Origin of the sequence: Lysinibacillus sp. RS11 (assembly GCF_042019215.1) — a bacterium.
Classification (GTDB): Bacteria; Bacillota; Bacilli; order Bacillales_A; family Planococcaceae; genus Lysinibacillus; species Lysinibacillus xylanilyticus_A.
This window is the reverse complement of record NZ_CP168124.1, coordinates 1347204-1373409: the sequence shown is the minus strand read 5'-3', so window position 1 is coordinate 1373409 and position 26206 is coordinate 1347204. Positions and strand designations below refer to the sequence as shown.

Sequence of the window (26206 nt, the reverse complement as noted above, 5' to 3'; positions counted from 1 at the left end):
ATCATATACTAATAGCTTATGGAGATGCTATTTTTTCTGTGCAGGCTAGTCTATAATAAGCTGTGGCAACTGTAATGACGAAAGGAAGTTTAGAATGAACTTAGAAAAAAATGTTCAGGTGAAGCAGCCAAAGTACCAACAAATAGCTGTTGATTTAGCCTCAAAAATCGTGGAAAGAAAATATCAAATCGGGGATAAAATTTACGCGAGATCCTCGCTTGCTAGCCAATATAATGTTTCTGCAGAAACTGCAAGAAGAGCGATTGCTGTTTTGCAAGACTTGGAAATTGTGGAGGCCTCTAAAGGCAGTGGGGTCATCATTAAATCATACGAAAAGGCTGCGCATTTTGTCCGCCAATTCCATGATGTTCAATCTGTGCATGAAATACAAAATGAACTTATGACTAGTATTCAGAAACAGCACCTAGAATTAATAAATTTGCAGGAAAAGACTAAACAGCTAATTAGTCGAACTGAACATTTCCGATCCGTCAACCCATTTATCCCGTATCAATTAGAGATGACAGCTGAAAGTCCTTGTATCCATCAGACTGTACAAACATTAAATTTTTGGCAAAATACATCTAGTACGATTGTTGGTATTCGTCGTGGAAATGAATTATTACTGTCACCTGGTCCTTATGTATCTTTTGAAGAAGGAGATATCATTTACTTTATCGGTAATGACGAATGTTTCGCTCGAGTTCAGAGTTTTTTATATCCAAATTAAAAACCGCTTAAGCGCTGATATAACAGCGTTTAAGCGGTTTTTTTCTCATTTGTCGATTTGACAAAAGTAACAACCCTTTGTTAGTGTTAAGTTGTTACTTGTTTATTTTTGGGTATCATTATCCTCAAATAGTATTTATCTTCATTCAGTAAGTGTCCAAACACCTACTGTAATAGAGGAACTCAGACTAAGGACATCACATCCTGTGAAAACGCCCAAGTGAACAACATCATGTTAATTACGCCAAGGCGAAATTTGAACTATGAAAGGAGTGGTTCTATTGGAGAAAATTAAAGTGGAACATGTTTCTAAAGTTTTCGGAAAACATATTCCTCAAGCTTTAGAACTCGTCAAGCAACAAAAAAGCAAGACTGATATCTTAAAAGAAACAGGTGCAACTGTTGGTGTATACGATGCAAGTTTTACTGTGAATGAAGGTGAAATCTTCGTTATTATGGGGTTATCAGGAAGCGGAAAATCTACACTTATCCGACTTTTAAACCGTCTTATAGAGCCTACAAGCGGAAATATTTTTATCGATGGAGAAAATATTTCTAAAATGGGTAAAGAGAGTTTACGTAATGTAAGAAGAAACAAAATGAGTATGGTCTTTCAAAACTTCGGTTTATTCCCCCATCGTACACTTCTTCAAAATACTGAATATGGCCTTGAAATCAGAGGCATCTCAAAGGAAGAACGTCAAGCAAAAGCGGAACAGGCTCTCGAAAATGCTGGCTTGCTTGCTTATAAAGACCAATATCCGAGTCAACTATCAGGTGGTATGCAACAGCGTGTTGGATTAGCACGCGCACTTGCTAATGATCCTGAAATATTACTAATGGATGAAGCTTTTTCTGCACTTGACCCATTAATTCGAAAAGAAATGCAAGATGAGTTACTCGATTTACAACGTACATTAAAGAAAACAATTTTATTTATCACCCACGATTTGAATGAAGCACTGCGTATTGGTGATCGTATCGCCATTATGAAAGATGGCTCAATCATTCAAATTGGTACAGGGGAAGAAATTTTAACGAATCCAGCAAATGATTATGTAAAAACTTTCGTGGAAGATGTCGATCGCTCTAAAGTACTAACAGCTGAAAATGTCATGGTTCGACCGGTATATGTCAATGTAGATTTAGATGGACCGACCGTAGCACTTAAAAGAATGCGTCAAGAAGCTGTTAGTTTGCTGATGGCAGTTGACAAAAATCGACATTTAAAAGGTTATATTACCGCTGACGACGCATTAGCTGCTGCTAAAAAACATGAACAAACGGTGCATTCAATAGTGCAATCAGAGGTGTTAACCGTTCCACCAGATATGCTTTTACAGGATATTTTAGGTATGATTCATAATTCTCCTACTCCTATTGCAGTTGTAAAAGATGAACGCTTACTAGGTGTTCTCATCCGTGGCGTTGTTATCGAAGCACTTTCAACTAGCGATGAGGAGGCAACTACACATGTATAATTTCTTAGATAATATACCAGCTATACCACTGGCTCCGTGGGTAGAATCAGCTATGGACTGGTTGACGAGTAATTTTTCAGTATTCTTTGACTCAATTCAAAAAAATGGAAAACTACTCATGAATCAGGTTACGGATTTATTAGTTAGTATCCCTGCCATTGTTCTGATCTTACTTGTGGTTATTTTCGCCTTTTTCGTTACTGGTAAAAAATTCGGGCTCGCAACGTTTTCACTATTAGGCTTGCTATTTATTTATAATCAAGGCTTATGGACACATCTTATGGAAACAACTACGCTCGTGCTCTTTTCAAGTATTATTTCAATCATAATCGGTATTCCACTGGGCATTTTAATGTCCAAATCAACAATAGCAGAAAACATTATTAAACCTATACTCGATTTCATGCAAACGATGCCTGGTTTCGTATACTTAATTCCCGCTGTTGCATTCTTTGGAATTGGGATAGTACCTGGCGTATTTGCATCCGTAATTTTCGCCTTACCACCAACTGTACGTATGACAAACCTAGGCATTCGCCAAGTACCAAAAGAATTAGTGGAAGCTGCGGATTCATACGGTAGTACGGCAAGTCAGAAACTATTTAAAGTGGAGATCCCTCTTGCGAAATCAACTATAATGGCTGGGATCAACCAAACGGTTATGCTATCACTTTCCATGGTTGTAATCGCCTCCATGATTGGTGCACCTGGCTTAGGACGTGAAGTATTAACTGCACTCCAACGTACACAGGTTGGGAATGGCTTTGTTGCCGGTTTAAGTCTTGTTATTTTCGCTATCATTATAGACCGCTTAACACAAAGCTTTAATAAGAAGAAAGCCGTTTAAAAGAGGCAAAATTATTAGTTAAAGTCCTAGTTTTCAACTTTTATTACTAGGATTTGTGTTTTGAAGTTTAATCAATTATGCCACGGCATAATTGCGTCCGGAATCGGCTTTGTGCTTAGGCCTGCGTGATGCAGGTCAGTTAGCCGTTATCGCATGGATGCGATGATTTTAGGCTAACATCCTATGTGAACTCTTTTCCGATTCCTTGACACCCGCTGAAAGAAGTTAAAATAAGGGAGGAAGATTCGATGAAACTGAAAACATTATCTAAATTAGGAATGGCTTTAGGACTTGGGTTTTTACTAGCTGCATGTAGCGGCGATGATTCTAGTAAGAGTAGTGGTGACTCAAAGGATGTCAATCTAGCTTACGTAGAATGGGATACAGAAATTGCTTCAACACATGTAGTTGGGCAGGTGCTCGAGGATTTAGGCTACAATGTAACATTAACACCACTCGATAACGCTATTATGTGGGAGGCCGTTTCAAAAGGTGAAGCAGACGGAATGGTTGCTGCATGGTTACCAAATACACATGGCCCACAGTATGAAAAATATAAGGATGATCTTGATGAGCTAGGTGAAAACCTTGCTGGTGCCAAAATAGGCTTAGTAGTTCCAAGCTATATGGACGTTAATTCGATTGAGGATTTAACAAATGAAGCAGATCATACGATTACAGGTATCGAGCCTGGAGCTGGGATTACTGCTGCTACAGAGAAAGCTTTAGAGGAATATGATAACTTAGCAGATTGGAATCTATTAACTTCTTCATCTGGTGCTATGACAACTTCACTTGCTAAAGCAATTAAAAATAAAGAAGACATTATCGTAACAGGCTGGTCTCCTCACTGGAAATTCGCTAAATATGATCTTAAATACTTAGAAGATCCAAAAGGTGTTTATGGTGGCGAAGAAACGATTAACACATTCGCTCGAAAAGGTTTAAAAGAAGAACAACCAGATGTCTATTCTGTACTAGATAACTTCCACTGGACAGCTGAAGATTTAGAGACTGTAATGCTAGAAATTATGGATGGCAAAGACCCAAAAGATGCTGCTAAAGACTGGGTAGAAGCCAATGCAGACAAAGTTGCTGAATGGACGAAGGATGTAAAAAAATAATTTCTAAAATTGACGGACAACTGACGAATGGTTGTCTGTCTTTTTTATAAATAAAAAGCTGAACTTTTTCAAATTCCGAAAAAGTTCAGCTTTACCTATAGGTTTGAGTGAAGGACATCATGATTACTTTTAAATTTTTATCTTTCTACTAGATTAACATTCTATCAGTATTAGTTAAGATAGTATTTTTAAAAATATCGCTGCCCCTAAAACAAGGACAATACAAACAACACGTCTCCAGTCCTTGGATTCATTAAAAAGTAGCATACCAAGCAAAGCACCACCTGCAGCTCCAATTCCTGTCCAAATTGCATATGCTGTACCCATCGGTAATGTTTTCATAGCATATGCTAGACCTGCAAAGCTTAGCGTAAATACAAAAATTAATAATGCTAAATTTTTCATACTCTTAACTTCATTATATTTACTAATCATATAAACACCCATCATCTCACATAAGCCTGCAACTATTAATACAATCCATGCCACTATTCATTCACCTCTTTATCTTTAGGTTCCCCCGTCACAAGCTTTAAGCCTACGACCCCTACGAGTAAAACGACGATACATAAAATTTTGGCTAGCTTCCACGGCTCTCCAAACAGCAAACTATCCGCACACACAGTTCCCGCTGTACCCAAGCCTACGAATATCGCATAAACAGTACCAACTGGTAAACTTTCTCCCGCCTTAATTAGTAAATAAAAACTAACAAAAATTGCAATAACGGTACCAATCCATTCAAGTACACTTCCTGCATGCTTTAAACCAATGACCCAGCCTACTTCAAAAAAAGCAGCTATTATAACACTTAACCATTGTTTGTTCATTGCGAATTCCTCCATTTTATTGATAAACACGAACGGGATGACTATCATTAAGCAGTTCTATACTTGGCGAGAGTGGAGTAGATTCTCTTGCCTCCTAGTTAGTTCTTATTAGAGGCAGAACGATTTTCTGGCCGACCTAATCACTCCCCATTTGAAGCCGAGCAGTTTTCTGTCCTACCTGATCACTTCTCTTTTGAAGTGAAGCAGTTTTCTTCTCTCCATGAGCGTTTCCTTCCCTCTGAATACGCCTCAATTTAGTCAAATAAAAAAAGCCTAAGGAACACTGCTGTAAACAGTACTCTCTCCCAGGCTTTTATCCTTCCGTGTCACAAATTCAATTTGTGGTTTTCTCTCGGACCAGACTAGCAATTGCTACGGAACCCTAGAAAACTATCGTATATGATTATGTTACTAGTATAGCAAACTATTTTGTCATTTTCCACTGGTACATATTCTACTTTTCCAACTAGTACTTGTCCTTCACCTGATAACTTTTTTACATTCAGATCGGTTCCTACTGTCACAGCATAAGATTCAGATATGAGTAGGAATGTACCGTTATGAAAAAGCGTAATTTTACACTAACTTTATTTTTACTAGATTTTTTCCGAAAGATAAACAACAATATATTCTGAAAATTATGTTAAAATAAAACCTAGTAGTATAAGGAGGTATTACATATGGCTATTGAAAAAGTTCGTAAATATTTAGCACAATGGAATGTGGAACACAAAATACAAGAGTTAAACGAAAGCTCCGCTACTGTTGAGCTTGCGGCACAGGCACTCGGATGTGAGCCTGAACGTATTGCAAAATCTCTGTCCTTTCAAGTGAATGATGGGGCTATATTAATTGTTGCTGCGGGCGATGCCAAAATCGACAATGCAAAATATAAAGCCATTTTTGGCACAAAGGCGAAGATGCTTGGAAAAGATGAAGTACTTGAAAAAATTGGACATGAGGTAGGAGGTGTTTGTCCTTTCGGCGTGAATGCAGGGGTCGCTATTTACTTAGATGAATCACTTAAACGCTTTACAACGGTATTCCCTGCATGTGGTAGTAGTAATTCCGCAATTGAGCTTACTATTTCTGAATTAGAAACCTATACCCCCTATCAAGAATGGGTTGACGTTTGCAAAGGCTGGAATGAGTAATCCAGCTATAATTATCAGCGAAACTTTATGAAAAGTTTCGCCGATTTTTATTTAGACTCTTTCTTATATCCAATAGCTAACCAGTGCGAATCCCATTCTGTAATTTGATTGCCTACTCTACAGGATAAGCCACATGCACGATCATCAGCAATAAATGAGCCGATTAACCATTTCTTTGTCTGCAATCCATCCTTTAGCTTTATCGTTATAGATGGCATTTCTACATACTGCTGATAAATAAACAAATTATCATCATAATGGGTATACGCAGAGGCATTCGTTTTCGTACCATCCCCTGCATAAATTTCTACAGTATTCCCTTCCCGCGAATAGACAGGCTTTTTGACAAACGGCAAATTTTCCCGAACAAATGGCTCTGCCGAAAGATACGTTGGCAACATGTATTTTTGAATAGCCGCTCGTTCTTCTGCATTAAAAAGAAAAGGATCATTTTTTCGTTCCCAAATTAGCCATAATAAAATTTTGGATTGCAGTATATATGCAGCGGGTGCGTTGATAATAGCAAGCTGTCCATCTTTTACAAGTTCCAGTAATTGCAGACCTATACGATCACCATCGGAAGACACATCATCTATTAAAAACTCTACTGGGTGTGCAGGACGATACAAAACATCAATTTTCTCCATTGTAGGCGTATAAAGGCCTCGAGCTATATTAGCAGTGTCACTAGAAAAAATAATGAGCTCATGCATAGGCACATATTCCACATCAAAAGGTATACATTTCTTTAAAAACTGTACCTGACAATATTCCTCATAATCTTCTGCAGCTGTTTTCCCTGTAATGACGATTTTAGGTTTTTTCAAATCATTTAAATAATGTATAGCCGCAAAAAGTGCACCGGACAAGGTTTTATGTAATGCTGAAACATCATTCGGACTATCGAACCCTAAATGCTGACAAAGCACTTCATTTATCTCAAAAGTTTCTTGGACAAGAAATGGCGTTTCACCATTTAATTCAAGGCATTTTATTTGCCCGTCCTCAGTACAAATAAAATCAAAGCGAGCAAGTACCGATTGTTGTTGTAAATAATCTAATTCGATATAGGGTATCATCTCAGAACGAATGCCCAGTGCTAAAAGCTGTTCATCCGATAAATACTTAAATTGTTTGCCAACCTTCAAAAATATTTTCCAAAGTATAGTAGATGCATAGTTGATTTCATCGATTCTCTCTTTAGGTAAATCTAGGACATCATATAAGGCATACTCTAAATCCTCAAAGTCAGGAAAGAAATTAGGAAATTGAGAATAAAATGCTTGGCGTTGTTGAAAATAATTGTCCATATTGTTTTCTCCTTTTACGAAGATGAAGAGCCGCCTCGAGAGGCACCACCTGACCCAAAGCCTGATTTTCCTGTGCTGGATGACGAGTGATTTGAATAGGAATTAGTACTATTCGACGATGAACCTGAACTATTTGAGTACGAACGCTTGCCACTCGAATAAGACTTGGAACCGCTTGTATTTGAATTTGAGCTATTTGTTGTTGAGCTATTTGAGCTACCTGATGTTGTACCAGATGTTTTTTGAGAGCCATTCGTCGTAATTCCATTTGATTTCGTATTTTTACTTTCGCTAGTATTGCTTTTATTCGTACGTGGTGCTGCTGAACCTTGACTTTTATCCTTTCTATTTGTACCATTCTTTAAATTGCGACTTTTATAAATGGCACTTCCTATCATTGCTCCGGCAGATGCATACATAAGTCCATTAAAGAAATGCTGTGCATAATGAGGCGAATTCTCATCTAAACACTCGAAAGAACCATCATCATTTTCTTTCCATTCATCACATGCATTTGCCATGTCGCTATCATAGACACTTTGTAAATCTTCGCCAGCTGTTGTCGTATTATTTTGTTCCGTAAAATTTTGTGAATTAGCTGAAGTAGTAGAAGTAGTAGAAGACTCCTCAACAGTCTGTGTTTCTGTATTCCCACACGCTGCTAATTGCATAGCCATAATTGAAGCCGTAGTCACTGCTATATATTTTTTCATTTGTATTGCCATATCCATTTCTCCTTTATTTTGTTATCTAGTATACGGGCTCCTCATACTTTAGGTTTCATTTTTTTACAATTACATACATTTCAACATTTCATAATAGCATTAAAACTCCCTGACAGATTGAAATCATCTTACCATCAGGGAGTTTCGCACAAAATTGTTTTATTTATTTGGCACCACTAACGTCGCATGAATTTTAACTGAATTTTCTGTTTTCTAATTCTTCCGTTTTTGAAGAAAATGAAAGACGCTTAAGTAGAGATAGTAAACATCCATTTTTTTACTATAACCTTTGACTAGGGCAACTGCAGTTCAAAATCCTTAGGGTACCGTATTTCCTTCGATTTTTCGAAGCCAAATACGTGCTGGTTTCCATAGTGTTGCTTTTAAGTACCTACTAATTTGTAAATATGTCCGTGAACTGTTTGTGTGAAGCTTTGCTAGCACGTTTAAGCAGTAAACGATCATTGCGATGTATACCTGATTATGCACAGCTTGCTCGCTTTGCCCGTAGAACTTTTTAATGTTCAGATGCTGTTTCATCCATTTGAAAAACAGTTCGATTGCCCAGCGTGACTTATACAGTTCAGCGATCTCATCTGCACTTAAATCAAAACGATTCGTCATCAGATGTAGTTCTTTACCGTTTGGATCCAGTACTTCGATACGGCGAAATACATTTTCAGCGCGATTTTGCGTGTTGCCAATCAGAATCATTTCATCCGATAACACCGATGACTGTTCAGGTACTTCAAATGATTCAACCACACGTGTTACAGCGTTTTTTCGTAAGCGTGAGACAAAGAAAAATCCGTCATCTGTCATGCGATCAAAGCGCTCATAATCTAAGTAACCTCGGTCAAACACGTACATGCACTCCGTGTCATCAATGAGAATTTCAAGCTGACCACGATCATGTTCTTTCGCATTCGTCAACACCGCTTTATCAGGGTAGGAACAACCTTTTTCTAGGTAAACAAGGCGCAAATGTAACTTCACACCTGATTTTGTTTTACGGAATTCAGCCCATCTATGGTTGTTTAAGTTTAATGGCATTGTGCTGGAATCAATGATTTTCAGTGGTGTTGTGGTTTTTCGCCTATGCTCAAAATTCATTTTCTCATGAATTTGCTCGACTAAGTCTAGAAAAATTCGTTGGAAAAACTCAGTTGGCACTTGGGTTAATCGCCGACCTAACTGCGAAAAGCTGATGGACTCTAAATACGTTGCTTTTTGTAAGTCGTCTGATAATAGCGTGTCACTAATAGCACGTAGACTTTCGGTTTCATTCAGTTGCGCAAACAGTAATAATTTCAAGAATGAAGCGATGTGAAGCTTCTTTGTATAGTAATTTAATTGATGAATTTCAACTAATTTCTCCATTTGTGTAGAAGAAATAGGTGAAAACCATTGTTCAAATGATGTTTTTCGTGTAAACTTATCCATGCTTATGTCCTTTATTTTGGATTTGGATGGTTTACTATCACCCAACCATTATAAAGGCTTTTTTTATGCATGGATAATATTGCAGAAAATTCAGTTTTTTAAAATGCGTTGAATTATATTAATGCGACGCTAGTGATTTGGCACTGCTTTTCTTCCATATGTCATAAAACGCCACACCTTTTCAAATGGCCCCATTTTAAAGAATTTAAACCAGATGACACTAAAGATTATTTGAATGACAAAAATTAAAGTTGCAATGATAACAACATCAGAAGGAGAGACAACTTCAAGCCCCATTAACGAAATAAGAGCTAGGCCAATAAAGCTTTGAGCTAAATAGTTTGTAAAAGCCATTTGACCAACTCGTCCAATTGGCTTAAGAAGCTTGGCAATTTTCTTATTCTCTAAAATAACAAATAGACAAGCTAAATAAAAATACGTTGTGGGAATTACCCCTAAACCAATTATTAATTGTAGATTTTGATATTCTCCTTGAGCAGCAAACCAAACCCAAAGAGAGATGCCTGAAAAAAGTGGGAATGTCACAAATTGTATCCATTTTAATTGTTTAAAATGTTCACTAATATGTCCAATCCAATCAGCTTTTGCTACTAAAAAGCCACTTAAAAACATGATGAAGATAGCGACTGCATCATTTCCTAATAAACTGAAAATAGTTGAAAAGGCTCCTTGATTTGGCATAAACATTTGTCCGAGTATGCAGAATACATGAACTGAAATAATAGCAAATAGCCATTTACTAATCGTTGAAATCTTTGCATTATAAAAAGGTAAAAGGAAAAAACCTAATACTGCATAAATAGCTAGGATTGAACCCCAGAAAATAAAAATATGAACAATGCCAATTAGTAATAATGCTAATAAACGTCTCGCAAAACGCCATCTTGGCTTATCTCCACGCGCTTCTGCACGTGAAGCAAAAATATAAAAACCTACACCAAAGAGGAATGAAAAAATCGAAAAGAATTTCTTCTCTATAAAGATATCTATAAGCGTATTAATAATACCATTTATTCCACTATAGTCAGGCATCGGTCCTCCCTTTACTATTACCTGGTAGGCCGCTACATTTATAAACAAAATTCCAAATAACGCCAACCCACGAATAATATCTAAAGAAACGATTCTTTCTTTTTGAGTAACAGATGGATTCATTTTTTAAAACTCCTTATCTTTCATACTTTACTGCGCTATAGCTATCATAGCTTCCCATCCTTACAATAGTTTTTTTTAAAGCTTACAGTAACCTTACAAACTATAGATTGGTGCATCAGTATTACCTTTTTTTTAAATACTTTAGTTTTTAATCCCCTTCAAAAAGCAAAAATTCCATATTTTATAGTAACAATTATCTTTTAGAAAAGGAGATTAGATGATGTTCAGACAACGAAAATTTGGTTTTTGCTACCCTGGTTATAGATACTGTGGACCAGGATGTTCAGGACCAGGTGAACCCATTAATGCTGTAGATTCATGCTGCAAATTACACGACGAATGTTATGCTCGATATGGTAGAACAAGATATTGCGATGAAATGTTCCAAAACTGCTTACTGCCACGAATGAACGCTAATAATAAAATGGCTAGAGATGCTAAATTGTTTTACAATATTTTCGAAATGCGTAAAAGGTTTTTTTAAACAATAAAGAAAGCTCACGATGTTATTTCTACAACGTGAGCCTCTCCTTATAAAAAACTGTATATTTTTTTGGATTAGAAAAGCATAGCTTAGTGCCTAAATGATAAGATCCTTGATTTTGAATATCGCAATCCCAACAAGGCTGTAAATCATTTATGAGGCAATAATCAATAAATTTCTCTGCAATGAAGCTTGCTAATCCTTTTCCTCTATAATTCGGATCAGTAACTATATCAATCTCTGCAAATTGATACGATTTAAAAATGGAAACCGCTTCGCTAATAATTTTGTCTCCATGCCGCAGACAAAAACCAAAACCATTTTCAAGAAAATTACTAGTAGAACCCCAGTATTCCTCATAATATTTACTGTCAAATTCTAAACATTGATCAATTTGATGTTGGCTGATTTTAATATAATCGTAGTCAAGTGAATTTCGTTTCTCTCGATTGTTATAAGCATTTATATCAAAGCTAAAAGTGTATCTTTCTAGTTTTTTCACACAACCATTTAATCGTTGCTCAATTCTTGCGCTCCAATCATCTGAATAAGAGAATAATGTGAAACGTTTCCTTTGTTCAAGTCACGAGTTTACTTACTAATGCCTCGCTGAACGAATCGCCATAAACATAGTATATTCCTGAGTTGGTTTGAAATAGTAGTGATTGAAAGCTCGCGTTGTCAGCATAGACAGCGCCCTCTATTACCTGATCTAGTATGCTGTAGACAAATGTTGGCGCCCTTCCTATTGTTCCTTTGATAATCGAATAATTCTCGGTGGTTACCTTGATCATTATCATTTCCTCAATTCTTTTGATCTATCTTCATACAGTATAGCATTTTAGCAATTACTAGAATTATTGTTTAATATTGAAATGCTGTATAATAGGTACATAAAATTTGAAGGGACTGAATTATGCGCAGATAGCAATATTTTTCATCCAAACTTATTTAAAAACTTGGAGGTAAAGGTATTGATAGAACAAATTAACACAAAAAGATTATATTTAAGAAAAATGAAGATGGCTGATGCACATAGTTTATTTAATATTTGGTCAGACCCAGAAGTTACAAAATTTATGAACATCACTAATTTTACCTATGAAGAGCAAGTAAAGGAAATGATTGAGCTTTTTGACGAATTAACTGAGGAGCGCAAAGCTATTCGCTTTACAATTATTGAGAAGGAATCAAATGAGATCATCGGCTCTTGTGGATTCAATTCTTTTGACGTTAAGAGCGCTACAGCAGAAATTGGCTATGATTTTGCTAAAGCTTATTGGGGAAAGGGCTATGCACCAGAAAGTATATCAGCTTTGATAGATTATGCTTTCACCACTTTAGACATAAATCAAATTGAAGCAAAGGTAGAGCCTGGCAATATAAATTCTATAAAAGTATTAGAGAAATTGAATTTTACTTTTGAAGGAACCTTTCAAGAATATGAAGAATCAAAAGAATCTTTTTATGACATTAATGTTTATTCTTTATTAAAAAATTGATGTGAAAAATATTAAAGCCAAGAATGTTACCTATGAACATTCTTGGCTTTTTCAATCGTTATTACTTAATCGGAATCCAAATTTCAGAATAAAGGTCAGGACTAAATGGATCTTCGTCCGAGTACACTTCAAGCTCAGCCGTTCCAGTAGGTTCGTATGGATTAGACGGGAACCATTCAGAGTAAATTTGTTTCCAAGTATTTTGCATAGCATCCGGCATAGGGCCGTGTACTTCAAACACAACCCATTTTGATGCTGGTACTTCCATTGTCATCAGATTTTCTGGGGCATTCCCGATATGATCCGTTGCAATCCAATAATCAATAAAACCATTTTTTTGTTCGCTGGCATTTGGTGCACAGACGCCAAGCACCCCTTTAATTTCTCCATTATTTAATGAAAATAATTGATGATCCATCCCCTTGCTGTTAATCTCATCCCAAAACTTAGGGATTTCTCTCGTATTCTCACCATTTTGACAATTATATGTTCTTTTTACCCCTACCACTTGAAACTTTTCTTTTTCTACGATTTTATACTTCATTGGTTCTGCTCCCTTCAGGCTTACCTGGATGACCAGGCGATTGTATGATTGTAGTTGTCCTTGCTTCTTTCTTGCTTCACTAGGCGTTACGTAATGCTGCTTCCGAAATGCCTTTGTGAAAGCTTCAGGAGAGTCGTAGCCATATTTGTAGGCGAGATCGATTATTTTTTGCTCAGTATTTATTAATTCCTGTGCAGCCAAAGTTAATCTTCTTCGTCTTATATAATCTGCAATCGACATATCCGTTAAAATTGAGAAAGTCCGTTGAAAATGAAAGACCGAAGAATTTACCTCTCGTGCGATTTGCTCCATTGTGATGTCATCTAATAAATGCTCCTCAATATAATTAATTGCTTTTTGAATCGACTCAATCCAACTCATTGCTCTCACTCCTTGTTTATAGCTTAAAACATCATAATTAGTTATTCCTGTCTTTTTATGCTAACTTTGGACTGGTTAAAAAGATAGCTTTATTTTTTATTTGCTTATCACACAAAAGTTAGGGATGACATTTGTTAAAGCGTATTCTATGTATATAGGTTGATTGGAGTGGAAACTGAGCGACTACTTGGGGATCAGCGATAGAGGAACGAAGGCTAAAATCATCACGTCCTGTGATAAATTAAGAAGTTCATCACCATAACGTAGGTTGATTTCCGTCCCGGTTGGGAGCGTTCGATGAGCCGCCTCGCTGCAGGGTCTCGGGGCAACAGATGTTTTTTGCGCGAAAGCGAAGCGGCAGCAGCACGATGTTTTTTGCGCGAAAGCGAAGCGACAGCGGCACGATGTTTTTTGCGCGAAAGCGAAGCGGCAGCGGCACCATCGTTTTTCACGAAGGAACACGGTTGGTATAATTGGTTATAAATAGAATTAAAAGACAGAATTAGATCGGAGGTTTTAATATTGGTTAAATGGCAAGGAGCTGCAGGTATTTGCTTAAATAAAGACAATCTATTATTAATGGTTTTGCAAGGTACTAAAGAAGAAGCTAAAACTTGGGCCATACCATCAGGTGGAAAAGAAGCTACTGAGAATTTTGAGTCATGTTGTAAACGCGAAGTTTATGAAGAAACTGGATTTGTAGTAGACATCGTCAGAGAAGTATTACATAAACATAATGACGAAGTAGAAGTTCGTTATTTTGAAACAATCATTACTGGCGGACAAATGACGATCCATGATCCTGATGAATTGATTTATGAAATTGCGTGGAAATCAAAAGACGAATTAATGGATTTAACACTTACTTTCCCTGAAGACAGGCAATTTCTTTTATCATTATTTTTATAAAAATAAGTCATGCTCAAGTGAACATGACTTAGAATTAACTATAAGTAGAAGCACATATGATTAATAGATTTGCTTCTTCATGCGGGTATTTTCCCATAACAATGTTCATTTGATTTTTATTTTCTCAATCACCGCATCGTATATCGATTCATCATCGAATTTAATATATTGATTTTTTGTGGACCTATAATAGTCATTTTTCTAGAAAATCCCTTAGCTCAGATTGCCTGGGAAATATCTTTTCAATTACTTTGCCCTACATCTCGCTTGTCAACCCTTTCGGAAATTATTAACAAATAAATTTTTAACAAGCTACACCATCCACTTTTGAGTACACTACAGAAAATTCCCACTCACTATTTATAAATAATTAAAGCTGAATGAATTACAGTTTGTTCCCCAATGTATAGCGTATTATATTTTATGTCTATTATTAAATGATCACTTAAATCTAAAAGAGCGTTATTAATATCGTTTTCAAATTGCACAATATCATTATTTTGGATGGTTACTACTTGAGTCGCCTGCATTATATATTCCCCCTTTTCTTCTAATCATAGATTAAGAGGAAGTATTTGTCACAACAAGATACTTTCGTAGTAAGCCTGACTCATAAAAAGTGTTAAAACATCATACTCCATTTTAATTAAAGTAGTTCATATCATCCCTAATTACGTACAACAAGTGTCACCCACAGCCAAAACCCAAAAATAGGTAATGTGCCGTTTATATGGCTCATCACCAAAAATTGTGGATGACATTTGTTAAAACATATACTATGTAAATAAGTTGATTGGAGTGGAGGCTGGGTGACTCCTTGGGGATCAGCGTCACAGATGAGACCCTGGAGCGAGCAACGCGAGTGAAGCGGCTCACCGGACGCCCCCAGGAAAGCGCCCAGTCGGAACGGAAATCAACCACACGTTTTGGTGATGAACCGTTTATATGGTAAAATATAATCAATGAGCATGGAACATTTCCCACTTAAAATGCAAACAGAGAAATCTTCTTTTAATCAATCTAAACGGAGAGGTTCAATTGAAAATAATTGAGAGAACAATAATACTATCATGTGTAGCTATTTTCCTATTCATTGTTTTTAAAGCCGTATATTATGGTGTACAGGGAAATAGATCTTTGATTAAACCCCAAAGTTCAAATTATTATCAAATAATCGATAAAGATTTTAATAAAACCGTAGACGTACCTTTTACTAATATTCACTCATATAGGGGTAATGCTGACTATATTTATATGAGCGTAGATCAAAAGAGCCCTTCTCTTGATAATAAAATTGTTCAATACAATCGTAAGACTCAGAAATACAAAACAATATTTAATAGCAAATTCGATATGCCATCAGTTCAAGGGGTAGAATTAAATGATAATTGGTTATTGTGGGTAGATGCCGATGAAAGTGGGTGGCAGCTAAATCCATATTTTATGAATTTAAAGACACAAGAAATTCACCCATTGACGAAAGAAAATGAAGAAAATGTTTTTAATGATTTTCCTGTACTAATTGGGGACTACGCAGCATGGATTAAAATGGACAGAAAAAGTGAAAAAGCGGAAGTTATGCTTAAGAATCTCAAAACAGGCGAAACAACAAGTATATTTAATTTAAATAGCTTTACATCTTTGTCTGCAAAGGATGGAAAATTATTATTTACTGATAAAAAAGATCATTTTGGATATATCTATTTGTATGATGTGAAAAGTAAAGAAATAAAAGAATTTAAGAGTTCTTATGAATTTATTGGTTGGACAAGGCTTCTGAATGATCAACAATGGGTTTATCTAACATTTGACGACCCATCTGAACCTTCAACTGGTGATGGTAAGCTAATTTTTTATGACGCTGCGACCAATCATTCGCAAGAAGTTGTTTCGGATATTGATTCGGTAAGTGAACTTAACACTGACTTTAATAATGAAGTATTTTTATATTTCAATGAAAATGGATACTATAAAAAATTTAAGATACAGGATCATCTATTAGTTGAGGATGGTTTGTTAGAAACACGTTATTTTTTTAGATTTTCAGCTGAAAATGATATTTATATCTATGACCAAGAACTCCCAAATGAAAAATCCAAATTAATTATCCAAAGTGAACTACCTAACTAAAATGGCTATCCCTATCTATGAAAAATTGGGATAGCCTTCTTCTTTGACACTCAATCCCTCGCATTTTAGATCAAAAAAGCGTTGGAGCACTAAAGCCCCAACACTCCCTTCTAATACATTTTCAAATATTCTTCCCGCTCCCAATCGTGGACACGTGTACGGTATTTATTCCATTCTATTTCTTTAGCAGCTGTAAATTTCTCAAAGATATGATCTCCAAGTGCTTCACGTACAATAGGATCCATTTCTAGTTCGATGAGTGCATATTCCAATGATGCCGGGAGACTGTCAATGCCATTTAATTCTCGCTCATCTCGTGTCATTTTATAAATATTTCGATCTACAGCGTCTGGAGGGGTTAGATCTTTGCGAATTCCATCGAGCCCAGATGCTAAAATAACGGCCATCGCTAAATATGGGTTTGCTGCTGGATCGACAGAACGAAGCTCGACACGTGTTGAAAGCCCTCGTGCGGCTGGAATCCGAATAAGTGGCGAACGGTTTTGAGCAGACCATGCTACATAGCAAGGGGCCTCATAACCAGGCACTAAGCGTTTATAGGAATTAACGAGTGGGTTTGTAATTGCTGTAAAACCATGTACATGTTCTATAATTCCTGCCATAAAACTACGGGCTGTTTGGCTCAATTGTAATTCTGCATTTTCATCATAAAACGCATTTTTATTCCCTTCAAATAAGGATAAGTTGAAATGCATTCCGGAACCATTGACGCCAAATAATGGCTTTGGCATAAAGGTTGCATGCAGTCCATGCTGTGCAGCGATTGTTTTTACAACAAGTTTAAACGTTTGAATATTATCACAGGCTTCGATAGCACTTGCATACTTAAAGTCAATCTCATGCTGACCAGGGGCAACCTCATGATGAGAGGCTTCGATTTCAAAACCCATTTCTTCTAGCTCTAATACGATATCACGACGACAGTTCTCACCTAGGTCTGTCGGAGCTAAATCGAAGTATCCTCCACTATCGTTTAGCTCAAGTGTTGGGTGTCCTTTTTCATCTAACTTAAATAAGAAAAACTCTGGCTCAGGTCCTAAATTAAATGAAGTAAAACCTAGCTCCTCCATCTCCTTTAAAATTCGTTTAAGATTTGAGCGGGGATCACCTTCAAATGGTGTACCATCTGGTCTAGCAATATCACAAATAAAGCGTGCCACTTTCCCCTTTTCAGCAGTCCAAGGAAAAATCACGAAGGTGCTAAAGTCGGGACGTAAGTACATATCTGATTCTTCAATTCGCACAAAGCCTTCAATAGATGAACCATCAAACATCACTTTATTATCCAATGCTTTTTCTAATTGGCTAACTGGTATTTCAACATTTTTAATCGTTCCTAATATATCCGTAAATTGTAGGCGAATAAATTTCACATTTTCTTCCTTCACTCGACGTACAATATCTTCTTTTGTATAATGTTTCATTTTCCACCACTCCAATGTAATATTTATTAACATCATTTCTTTGTAACTGTTTTAAAAATACATTAAAAGGACAGAAAACGCAATAGACATGTAATTTTTCCTTACATCTATTTTTTCGAATATAGTAATCTTATTTTGAGATGGATAGGATGCAAGGACACTCGTTGATTCTCAATTAAAAAAGTAGGTTGTATTCCAGTTAAATGAAATACAACCTACTCTCTTTAATATTGTAAAAGCATATTGACTAACACAACAATAATCACAACAGGTACTACGATTAACATCAATAGACGATATATTGAATAGAACCCCTGTCCCATTTGACTACCTATCAACAGTTCCTTCTTCACAAATTCTTTGTCCACTACATAGGCAATAAAGATAGCGATCAACAAATTGCCTAACGGAAGCATTAAATTTGATACTAAAAAGTCTGTTGCATCAAAAATTGTTTTCCCAAAGATCGATACATCTGCTAATGTACTCGATGAAAGCGCTGCTGGGATTGCAGCAATAAAGACTACTACACCTAACAACATCGCCAATGCAGAACGAGACATACGACCCTTTTCAATAAATGCGGCTACGATAATTTCATATAAACTGAAGGAAGATGTTAGCGTTGCAAATAAAAATAATAATAAAAACATCGCTAAGAATATTTCACCAAATGGCATTTGACTAAACGCTGTTGGCAGAACCATAAATAGCAAACCTGGTCCAGCTGCAGGCTCTAAATCAAAAGCAAACACAACAGGGAAAATCGCTAATCCTGCTAAAAACGATACAAGCACAGTTAAGAGTACAACAGAGCCCGCCGAGTTAGGCAAACTCACATCCTTTTTTAAATATGAACTGTACGTCACAAGACAAGAAAACCCTACTGCTAAACCAAAAAAGGACTGCCCTAACGCTTCTAATACAGCCTTGCCAGTAATATTGGAAAAATCCGGCCACAAGAAGAATTTAACACCTTCCATTGCCCCATCTAATGTTACCGCTCGCACAACAAGCACTATAAACATGATAAATAATAAGGGCATCATCCACTTATTAGCCTTCTCTATACCATTTTGCACACCAAGTGAAATGACAAGTACATTTATCAGCGTAAACAAGCCTAAACCTAGTAATGTAATCCAAGGCGTTCCTACAATCTTTCCAAATAATTCACTAGGATCATTCGCAGGATCAATAACAGCCCCAGCTACACCGAGCCCACTATATATAAAGATCCAGCCTCCTACAACGCTGTAAAAAGTTAACAACAAAAAACAGCCCAGCACACCCATTCGGCCAACCCATGCCCAGCCTGTTTTTGTTGGTGCAATTTTTTTATATGCAGTCACAGCCTCTGACTGTGTTCCACGACCTAAAACGTATTCTGATAATAGCATCGGTAAACCAATTAACAACGTAAAGAAAACAAAAATAAGGAAAAACGCTCCCCCACCACTTTGTCCAGTAACATACGGAAGCTTCCAAATTGCCCCCAGTCCAATTGCAGCTCCTGCCGACGCTAAAATAAAGCCTAGTTTACTAGACCACTGACTCTTTTGTTCACTCATCTCTTCAAACTCCTCTAACATTCTAAACTCTTCCTTATTTTACACTAAAATACTAAAACCGACTAGATGATAAATTTCTACCCGTCACTTCAATTCTTGTTTAACATTCTCACATAAAAAACCTCGAGCAACTTACAACTCGAGGTTTCACCTAATTATTTTGTTAAGTACATGGAACGCTGATTAATAATCCATTTACGCATTGTTGTGAATAGTAACGCCATGATGATAGTAATTAAAATACCTTTCACAATGTTAAATGGCAAGATACCAGCTACGATCATTTTATATAGTGAATCACCTACAACAGGCTCCATACCTAAAAAGTAAGTGTACATAGGTAAAAATACTGCATAGTTCAGAAGGCTCATTCCTACTGCCATAATAATTGTTCCAGCAGCTAAACCTCCAACAAGACCTTTAACCGTTTTGAAGCGATTAAAAACAAAGCTCACTGGTAAAATAAATAAAATTCCTGTTGTAAAGTTCGCCATATGCCCTACCGGTACTCCCGTTGGCGTACCTGAGAAAATCCAGTCCAACACATTTTTAAATAATTCTACTAAAATACCGGCTACCGGTCCCATTGTGATTGCAGCTAGCAATGCTGGCATATCACTGAAATCCACTTCCAAAAACGCTGGGAATGGCGGAATCGGGAAATTAAAAAGCATTAATAAAAACGAAATACTGCTCAGCATACCAATCGTAATAAACGATTGAAGTTTCAAATTTTTCTTCATTGAAAACTCTCTCCTCTTTGCTGATTCAATCTCGCAAGAAGAAAGGCCACGACCTTATCAATTATTATTACGAAAAAACCCTTATGCAAAAGAGCATAAGGGAGAATAGGCATGATTAATAAACGCCATTGATTAGCTATTTTTGAGCAAGCACTGTGTGAAGACACATCGAAAAAAACGCTCGTACATAGCTAAATTCATAACAATGAATGACGATCGCACCTCCATCTTCTCCCATCCAGACTTTAACTGTCGGCCTTGGAATTACACCAAGTCAGCCATGCAAAAAAACTTTGCACAGGTCGCGGGCTGAAGAGTCTTTAGTAAATCATTCGAGCCAATGTGTCTTAAAAACATTAGCGACTTACAACTCTATTACCGCCGGTCGGGATTTTCACCCTGCCCCGAAGATGAATCAATATTTTTTGTTTTATAACTTTACTATAATGAATTATTAGGGAAAAGTAAATAGCTTTTCATCAATTATGCCTCGGCATAATTGCCCGGAATCGGCTTTATGCTTAGGCCTGCAGATGTTTTTTGTGCGAAAGCGCAGTGCCAACGTAGCGTCAGCAAAAGATCTGCGCGAAAGCGAAGCGGCAGCGGCAACATGATGTGGTCACTCAGTCGTTGCCACAGGACGTGGCGTTCTTAGACTGAGTTTCTCTATTCCAGCGGATATTGTACACCCGCTGAAATGTTGCTTAAAACCGCATTCATCTCACCACCTATAGAGGTGAGAGACTTCTGTAGCCGACGCTTTACTTTCGCTACAAAAAACATTTACTGAAAGAAGATAAAAGATCCCGATTAAACTTGTATGTTTTGCCTCATAAACTGGCTCATCACCATAACTCAGGGTTGCTTTCCATTCTTCTATCGGCTTGCTCTAGGTCTCATCTATGACGCTATGATTTGCTCCGAGTAGTCACTATGTTATTTAAATGGTCTTTTTTTAACAAGTATCATCCCTAGCTTTAAATAAGTAGTTCATAGATGGACAGGAGCATTCTTGCACATACAGCGGCGAGAATGCTCCTGAAAATTTTTGTTCATCTATTTGTTAAGTTTAACGTTATGCTATTTATGGCATATATTGTTTATTGGCTCCCACAGGCTTTGGTAAGAAATTTTTCAAATCAAATCCCTCCCAGCTCTCCTGTACAACATTATCTAGACGTACTTGTTGATCAAAGCTTGCAGCAGTGAGCATCATCGCTTCAATTAATTGAGTTGCGCGAACGGCATCCATTGTTGTTAAATCCAGTGGCTCATTAAATGTAACGACAACACCTTCAGCTACCTCTTGCACAGTGTATGTCACTTGTTCAGGAACGACCGGAACGTATCCATCATCTTTTTTATTCCCCATATCGATAAGAGCCTCTGTTACAGTAGAATAAGTCTTGCTAGAATCAGGTGATAAATACTCAGCCCCATTTTCATCTTTATATAAATAATAATTAGAATGATTTTGTCTTGTTAATGCGATAGACTGATTTTGCTCCCCTTCTTTCTGAGGAGGCTCATCAGCTGTATCATCTGGATTTTCAATTTCAATCTCAATATCTTTATACTCTGAGTCTGAGAATGTATCCTGTACTGTTCCAACGTATTCGCTATTATCCGCAGAAGCAACATCATAGTCATTTTCTTTCGGCAATACATGAACAAGTTTATCGTCCTTCTCCTTCAATTCGCCTTTATACGGGTGGTAATTAGTAAAGCCCTTTTCTTCCTCATCAATTTGTGGTGCATACTTTTCATACATTTGCAATGTTGTAGGCTTCTTTTTCCCAAAATCAGTAGCAACTCGTTCGTTCGGAATAATGTATGTCATTGGTACACTTTTCTTATCACGGTTTGCCAAACCAATGCGAAACACCACTGCGTTTGTTAAATCTTCCTCATAAACAGATGACCGTAGTGACATCATACGTGAATATTTTGATACAATGTCAGTTTCTATAATATCGTCATCGTTTTCAAAGCTTTTTGCAGCCCGATTATCCTGTATTGTAGAATATTGAGAAGTATCAGGGGCATTAGCTTGATCCATATTTACCTCTTTATTATTCATGTACATAGACCCCACAAGTACTGTAAGGGCGAAAACAGCTGCACCACTCAGAAAAATAGGCCATTTACGAACGTTCTTCTTTATTGTAGCGGTTTTGGTACTTTCTTGTTGCGTATGACTATTTTGTTGTTGCTCTTTGAATATTTTTTCGTCATCCATTGGTTGTTGTATAGCTTTTTGAAGATGGATATTATCCTGTAAGCGAGTATCTGCCAATAATCTATTTAATACTTCTTCCTTCGAACGGCGGTCAGAAAGCTTAGGGGCATTATTTAATACATGTTCAAGTTGGTCATCATCAAATTGATTATGCGTCATTGCCGTTTCGCCTCCTGTTCTCTAACCTGTTGTAGCTGTTGCCTTAAAAATTTTATGGCACGATGCTGAGTGGTTTTTACCTTTGCTTCTGTCCAATCTAGTATTTGCGCTGTTTCTGCAATCGATAAATCTTGAAAGTAGCGCATAATAATGACCATTTTTTGGTCACCTGTACAGTTTTCAAGTGCGGTTTGTACCTGCATAAATTCATCACTAGCTTGCAGCATATCTTCCGGTGATGGTGTGGTTGAATGTAGCTGTTCCGTTTCCCAATCAAAAAAGTCGAGTGAATGTTTTTGACGCACAGCTTGCTTTCTAAAATGATCAATCGCGACATTTTTAGCAATAGCAAAAAGCCATGTCTTTTCGCTGCTATTTCCTGCAAACTGATCATATGAACGTAATACACGAACATAAACCTCGTGCGCTAAATCCTCAGCAAGTGTACGGTTTTTTACTAAATAAATAAGAAACTGGAACACGTCTTGATGGTATTCATCGTATAGTCGATGGAACACGGAGTCATTCAAAGCACTCCACCCCCGTTCTATTATATTTGTCGTCTAAATGTTCACAGAAGTTACATCCAATTAATACCACTTCATCAATTATGCCTCAGCATAATTGCGTCCGCTGAAAAAGTTAGTAGTGATGTATTAATCGAATGGTAAATAAAACGTGAAGGTAGTACCCTCTTTCAGCACACTATCTACCATAATATTGCCTGAATGAGCCTTGACAATATTTCTAGCAATAGCTAAACCTAGGCCAGTTCCACCTTTGGAACGTGTACGAGCCTTATCTGCTTTATAGAAACGTTCAAAAACATATGGTAAGTCCTCTTGTGGGATGCCATGCCCTGTATCCTGAACAGAAATTTTGGAAAAAGTCGGCTCTTTCTCAACCTTAACTGTTACTGATCCTTCAGTAGTATGACGGAGAGCATTATCAATTAAATTCGTTAACACCTGTTCAATCCGATCCTCATCTATATTAATCGTAGCTTCGTCTTTGAATTCACTGTCAAATATTAGACGTACATGCTTCTCTTTTGCAACCTGTGCAAATTTTTGAGTAATACGTTCAAATGTTGAATTAATTGGGAGCTCATCCTTGTAAAGAGTCATATGACCGGATTCCATACGTGCAAGATCTAATAAATCTGTAACGAGGCGTCCCATACGTTTTGATTCATCATAAATAATTTTGGTAATCTCATTTCGTTCTTCTTGATCTTGAATAAAATCATCATCCATTAAGGCCTCCGAATAGCCTTGAAGCATCGAAATTGGCGTCCGTAACTCATGAGACACATTAGCAATAAAGTCTGAACGTAGTTTTTCTAAACGATGTTGCTCAGTCATATCACGAATAACTGCCACGGCTCCACGTATCGATTCACCACTATAAAGGGGGCTAATCGTAAACGTATAGTAACTTCCATCCATCTCGATTTCTTCTTCAAGCTTATCCTCAAACATCAGGACATGATCAAGCATATGATAAAGCTCTGGCGGGATTGGTTTAGCACTTTGGGAGCCTTTATTGACAAACCATTTTTGCATTAAACGCTCTGCGGGTGGGTTGCTTAATAATATTGTACGATCACGATTAAACGTAATAACCGCATCAGTCATCGATGTCAAAATATTTGATAGCTGTTCATTTTCTTGATTGATAACCTCTAGATTGTGTTTCAATTGTCGTCCCATTTGATTAAAAGCAACAGCAAGCTGGCCGATTTCATCATTTTGTGTTGTAGGCATTTTCGCTTCAAAATTTCCTTTAGCAATTTCAAACGCCAATTCACGCATTTTTCGCAATGGTGACGTAATTCGTGATGATAGGAAAAAGGCAAAGAATGTCGTAAGGACAAAGGCAATGACAGCAGATAAAATGACAATTTTCGTCGTTTCTTTCGATGTATTATGTAGCACATCTGGACTTTGATAAATAAAGACCGCTCCATGTACTGCATTTTCTACATTTAATGGGAAACCAAGCACGACATATGATTCCATTGTTTCCTTGTCTGTAGAAGACGGCATCATCATTTCTTCAATGATTGGTTCATCGGATTGAAAAATTTCGTGGAAAGATTTATTAGCTAATATCGTATCTTGTATTTCTTTTTTATTTACACCTTCCTGCAAAGCAAACGTTACTGCGTCATCGTTAATTGCAATAAGCGCATTCGTACTTTCAGGTAAAATTTCTTTTAATAATTCAGAAGTCGACTCCGCTGTTTCATTATCATCTACTATACTTGCTACGGTTGCTGCTATTTGACGCAAAGAGCTCTCTGCTTGCTGCATATGGTAATTTTGAAGAAACTCGAGCATTAAAACCGTGAAAACAAACAATACAAATGAAACGAGAAGCAATATGGTTACCCATAGCTTCCCGACAACACTATTCCATATTCTATTCATTGACAACCTCAAATTTGTAGCCAACGCCCCATACAGTAACAATCATCTTTGCAGCGTTTTCAGATACGCGGTTGAGCTTTTCGCGTAAACGTTTTACATGTGTGTCAACTGTACGTAAATCGCCAAAGAAATCATAATGCCAAACTTCTTTTAGTAATTGTTCACGGTCAAATACTTTGTCTGGCGATTTCGCTAGGAAATAAAGTAATTCATACTCTTTAGGCGTTAAATTCACCTCGATACCTTCTGCTGTTACACGATGAGCATCATGATCAATCATTAAATGTTGGAACACAACTAAATCTTTTGAAGAAGATGCATTTGTCGAAGGTGAGAATGCTTGTGAACGACGTAATATAGCCTTCACACGTAAGACAACCTCACGAGGACTAAATGGTTTTACAATATAATCATCCGCTCCAAGCTCGAAGCCTTGTACACGATTCGCTTCCTCGCCTTTCGCAGTTAATAAAATAATCGGTGTTGCTGCTCGTTCGCGAATTTCCGCACATACTTCAAGCCCGTCTTTTTCAGGCATCATAATATCTAGTAAAATACAATGATACTCTTTTTCTAAAGATTTCTCGATCGCTTGTTCACCATTTTCTGCTTCGTCAACAAGGTACCCTTCTCGCTCTAAATACATTTTTAATAAGCGTCGAATACGATCCTCGTCGTCTACTACTAATACTGAAATATTTTCTGACACTTTCACGATCCCTCTCTTCTAATCTTTCTCTACCCTCTATTGTACATGGTACAACACATATTGAAAAGAAAAGAAAGCCTCCTTGCCACAGCAAGAAGGCTTTCTTTCTAATACTAGCGACGTAAAAAATCTCATATGT

General features: G+C 37.0%; 28 protein-coding genes and 2 riboswitches. Of the genes, 12 read left to right on the top strand and 16 right to left on the bottom strand.

Translation table 11 applies throughout. The annotated features are described in order from the left end of the window. The first annotated feature begins 94 nt into the window (after nucleotides 1-94). The 4 genes from AB9L17_RS06705 (at nucleotide 95) to AB9L17_RS06690 (ending at nucleotide 4181) form a co-directional block, all read left to right on the top strand. Nucleotides 95-730, top strand: a complete 636-nt coding sequence (locus AB9L17_RS06705; RefSeq protein ID WP_068982976.1) for a TrkA C-terminal domain-containing protein — start codon at nucleotides 95-97, stop codon at nucleotides 728-730. 280 nt (nucleotides 731-1010) lie between these two features. Next, on the top strand, nucleotides 1011-2210 hold the full coding sequence (locus tag AB9L17_RS06700; protein WP_068982977.1) for a quaternary amine ABC transporter ATP-binding protein: 1200 nt from the start codon (nucleotides 1011-1013) through the stop codon (nucleotides 2208-2210). Further along, on the top strand, nucleotides 2203-3057 hold the full coding sequence (locus tag AB9L17_RS06695; protein WP_068982978.1) for an ABC transporter permease: 855 nt from the start codon (nucleotides 2203-2205) through the stop codon (nucleotides 3055-3057). Before AB9L17_RS06700 ends, AB9L17_RS06695 begins: the two co-directional genes overlap by 8 nt. A gap of 248 nt (nucleotides 3058-3305) precedes the next feature. Further along, nucleotides 3306-4181: a glycine betaine ABC transporter substrate-binding protein gene (locus AB9L17_RS06690; RefSeq protein WP_375200237.1), complete on the top strand. Its 876-nt coding sequence runs from the start codon at nucleotides 3306-3308 to the stop codon at nucleotides 4179-4181. A gap of 174 nt (nucleotides 4182-4355) precedes the next feature. Here AB9L17_RS06690 and AB9L17_RS06685 read toward each other — a convergent pair whose 3' ends face one another. Then, on the bottom strand, nucleotides 4356-4670 hold the full coding sequence (locus AB9L17_RS06685; RefSeq protein ID WP_068982980.1) for a DMT family transporter: 315 nt from the start codon (nucleotides 4668-4670) through the stop codon (nucleotides 4356-4358). After that, the gene (locus tag AB9L17_RS06680; protein ID WP_223553010.1) at nucleotides 4670-5011 is read right to left on the bottom strand and encodes a DMT family transporter; all 342 of its coding nucleotides are present in this window, start codon (nucleotides 5009-5011) and stop codon (nucleotides 4670-4672) included. Before AB9L17_RS06680 ends, AB9L17_RS06685 begins: the two co-directional genes overlap by 1 nt. A 300-nt stretch (nucleotides 5012-5311) precedes the next feature. Then, nucleotides 5312-5408, bottom strand: a riboswitch (guanidine-I (ykkC/yxkD leader). A 283-nt stretch (nucleotides 5409-5691) separates the two neighbouring features. Here AB9L17_RS06680 and AB9L17_RS06675 point away from each other — a divergent pair. After that, complete coding sequence (locus AB9L17_RS06675) at nucleotides 5692-6165, top strand: YbaK/EbsC family protein (RefSeq protein ID WP_068982982.1); 474 nt, start codon at nucleotides 5692-5694, stop codon at nucleotides 6163-6165. Between the two features lie 47 nt (nucleotides 6166-6212). Here AB9L17_RS06675 and AB9L17_RS06670 read toward each other — a convergent pair whose 3' ends face one another. The 4 genes from AB9L17_RS06670 to AB9L17_RS06655 all read right to left on the bottom strand — a co-directional run bounded on the left by AB9L17_RS06670 (nucleotide 6213) and on the right by AB9L17_RS06655 (nucleotide 10819). Beyond that, the gene (locus AB9L17_RS06670; protein WP_375200236.1) at nucleotides 6213-7475 is read right to left on the bottom strand and encodes a glutathionylspermidine synthase family protein; all 1263 of its coding nucleotides are present in this window, start codon (nucleotides 7473-7475) and stop codon (nucleotides 6213-6215) included. A 14-nt stretch (nucleotides 7476-7489) separates the two neighbouring features. Further along, nucleotides 7490-8200, bottom strand: coding sequence for a hypothetical protein (locus tag AB9L17_RS06665; RefSeq protein ID WP_375200235.1), 711 nt, complete (start codon nucleotides 8198-8200; stop codon nucleotides 7490-7492). Nucleotides 8201-8518: 318 nt separating this feature from the next. Then, nucleotides 8519-9643 (bottom strand): IS4 family transposase, encoded by a 1125-nt coding sequence (locus AB9L17_RS06660; RefSeq protein ID WP_375199823.1) that lies wholly within the window; start codon nucleotides 9641-9643, stop codon nucleotides 8519-8521. A 129-nt stretch (nucleotides 9644-9772) separates the two neighbouring features. Then, nucleotides 9773-10819, bottom strand: coding sequence for a DUF418 domain-containing protein (locus AB9L17_RS06655; protein ID WP_375200234.1), 1047 nt, complete (start codon nucleotides 10817-10819; stop codon nucleotides 9773-9775). Between the two features lie 217 nt (nucleotides 10820-11036). On the opposite strand from AB9L17_RS06655, the gene AB9L17_RS06650 reads away from it, so the two are divergent. Continuing rightward, the gene (locus tag AB9L17_RS06650) at nucleotides 11037-11303 is read left to right on the top strand and encodes a Parvovirus coat protein VP1-like protein (RefSeq protein ID WP_317853380.1); all 267 of its coding nucleotides are present in this window, start codon (nucleotides 11037-11039) and stop codon (nucleotides 11301-11303) included. 28 nt (nucleotides 11304-11331) lie between these two features. Here AB9L17_RS06650 and AB9L17_RS06645 read toward each other — a convergent pair whose 3' ends face one another. Next, nucleotides 11332-11829, bottom strand: coding sequence for a GNAT family N-acetyltransferase (locus AB9L17_RS06645; protein ID WP_375200766.1), 498 nt, complete (start codon nucleotides 11827-11829; stop codon nucleotides 11332-11334). 448 nt (nucleotides 11830-12277) lie between these two features. Here AB9L17_RS06645 and AB9L17_RS06640 point away from each other — a divergent pair, with 448 nt between their 5' ends. Next, nucleotides 12278-12805: a GNAT family N-acetyltransferase gene (locus AB9L17_RS06640; protein WP_068982988.1), complete on the top strand. Its 528-nt coding sequence runs from the start codon at nucleotides 12278-12280 to the stop codon at nucleotides 12803-12805. A 61-nt stretch (nucleotides 12806-12866) separates the two neighbouring features. On the opposite strand, the gene AB9L17_RS06635 is transcribed toward AB9L17_RS06640, so the two are convergent. After that, complete coding sequence (locus AB9L17_RS06635; protein WP_068982989.1) at nucleotides 12867-13730, bottom strand: AraC family transcriptional regulator; 864 nt, start codon at nucleotides 13728-13730, stop codon at nucleotides 12867-12869. Nucleotides 13731-14027: 297 nt separating this feature from the next. Between AB9L17_RS06635 and AB9L17_RS06630 the strand changes: the two genes are divergently transcribed. Continuing rightward, a complete protein-coding gene (locus AB9L17_RS06630; protein ID WP_375200233.1) occupies nucleotides 14028-14213 on the top strand; it encodes a hypothetical protein in 186 nt (61 codons plus the stop codon). A gap of 39 nt (nucleotides 14214-14252) precedes the next feature. Beyond that, nucleotides 14253-14639 (top strand): NUDIX hydrolase, encoded by a 387-nt coding sequence (locus AB9L17_RS06625; RefSeq protein ID WP_068982991.1) that lies wholly within the window; start codon nucleotides 14253-14255, stop codon nucleotides 14637-14639. Nucleotides 14640-14995: 356 nt separating this feature from the next. On the opposite strand, the gene AB9L17_RS06620 is transcribed toward AB9L17_RS06625, so the two are convergent. Then, on the bottom strand, nucleotides 14996-15169 hold the full coding sequence (locus tag AB9L17_RS06620; protein ID WP_223553004.1) for a sporulation protein Cse60: 174 nt from the start codon (nucleotides 15167-15169) through the stop codon (nucleotides 14996-14998). 287 nt (nucleotides 15170-15456) lie between these two features. Between AB9L17_RS06620 and AB9L17_RS06615 the strand changes: the two genes are divergently transcribed. Continuing rightward, on the top strand, nucleotides 15457-15591 hold the full coding sequence (locus tag AB9L17_RS06615; RefSeq protein ID WP_375200232.1) for a hypothetical protein: 135 nt from the start codon (nucleotides 15457-15459) through the stop codon (nucleotides 15589-15591). Between the two features lie 86 nt (nucleotides 15592-15677). Continuing rightward, a complete protein-coding gene (locus AB9L17_RS06610; RefSeq protein ID WP_223553003.1) occupies nucleotides 15678-16769 on the top strand; it encodes a hypothetical protein in 1092 nt (363 codons plus the stop codon). 110 nt (nucleotides 16770-16879) lie between these two features. Here the strand turns inward: AB9L17_RS06610 and glnA are convergent, their stop codons facing one another. The 3 genes from glnA to AB9L17_RS06595 all read right to left on the bottom strand — a co-directional run bounded on the left by glnA (nucleotide 16880) and on the right by AB9L17_RS06595 (nucleotide 20528). Then, nucleotides 16880-18214, bottom strand: coding sequence for a type I glutamate--ammonia ligase (gene glnA / locus AB9L17_RS06605; RefSeq protein ID WP_068982993.1), 1335 nt, complete (start codon nucleotides 18212-18214; stop codon nucleotides 16880-16882). 224 nt (nucleotides 18215-18438) lie between these two features. Further along, complete coding sequence (locus AB9L17_RS06600) at nucleotides 18439-19785, bottom strand: sodium-dependent transporter (protein WP_068983485.1); 1347 nt, start codon at nucleotides 19783-19785, stop codon at nucleotides 18439-18441. A gap of 155 nt (nucleotides 19786-19940) precedes the next feature. After that, nucleotides 19941-20528 (bottom strand): ECF transporter S component, encoded by a 588-nt coding sequence (locus tag AB9L17_RS06595; RefSeq protein WP_068982994.1) that lies wholly within the window; start codon nucleotides 20526-20528, stop codon nucleotides 19941-19943. A 222-nt stretch (nucleotides 20529-20750) separates the two neighbouring features. Then, nucleotides 20751-20944, bottom strand: a riboswitch (FMN riboswitch). 69 nt (nucleotides 20945-21013) lie between these two features. On the opposite strand from AB9L17_RS06595, the gene AB9L17_RS06590 reads away from it, so the two are divergent. Beyond that, on the top strand, nucleotides 21014-21142 hold the full coding sequence (locus tag AB9L17_RS06590; protein WP_375200231.1) for a hypothetical protein: 129 nt from the start codon (nucleotides 21014-21016) through the stop codon (nucleotides 21140-21142). 470 nt (nucleotides 21143-21612) lie between these two features. Here AB9L17_RS06590 and AB9L17_RS06585 read toward each other — a convergent pair whose 3' ends face one another. From AB9L17_RS06585 to AB9L17_RS06570, 4 genes are all read right to left on the bottom strand, one after another. Further along, nucleotides 21613-22926, bottom strand: coding sequence for an RNA polymerase subunit sigma (locus AB9L17_RS06585; RefSeq protein ID WP_068982995.1), 1314 nt, complete (start codon nucleotides 22924-22926; stop codon nucleotides 21613-21615). After that, complete coding sequence (gene sigX, locus AB9L17_RS06580) at nucleotides 22923-23456, bottom strand: RNA polymerase sigma factor SigX (protein ID WP_068982996.1); 534 nt, start codon at nucleotides 23454-23456, stop codon at nucleotides 22923-22925. Before sigX ends, AB9L17_RS06585 begins: the two co-directional genes overlap by 4 nt. 126 nt (nucleotides 23457-23582) lie before the next feature. Next, entirely contained in the window at nucleotides 23583-25358 is a 1776-nt protein-coding gene (locus AB9L17_RS06575; RefSeq protein WP_068982997.1) for an ATP-binding protein, read from the bottom strand. After that, nucleotides 25351-26067, bottom strand: a complete 717-nt coding sequence (locus AB9L17_RS06570) for a response regulator transcription factor (RefSeq protein WP_049668637.1) — start codon at nucleotides 26065-26067, stop codon at nucleotides 25351-25353. Before AB9L17_RS06570 ends, AB9L17_RS06575 begins: the two co-directional genes overlap by 8 nt. Nucleotides 26068-26206: the final 139 nt, after the last annotated feature.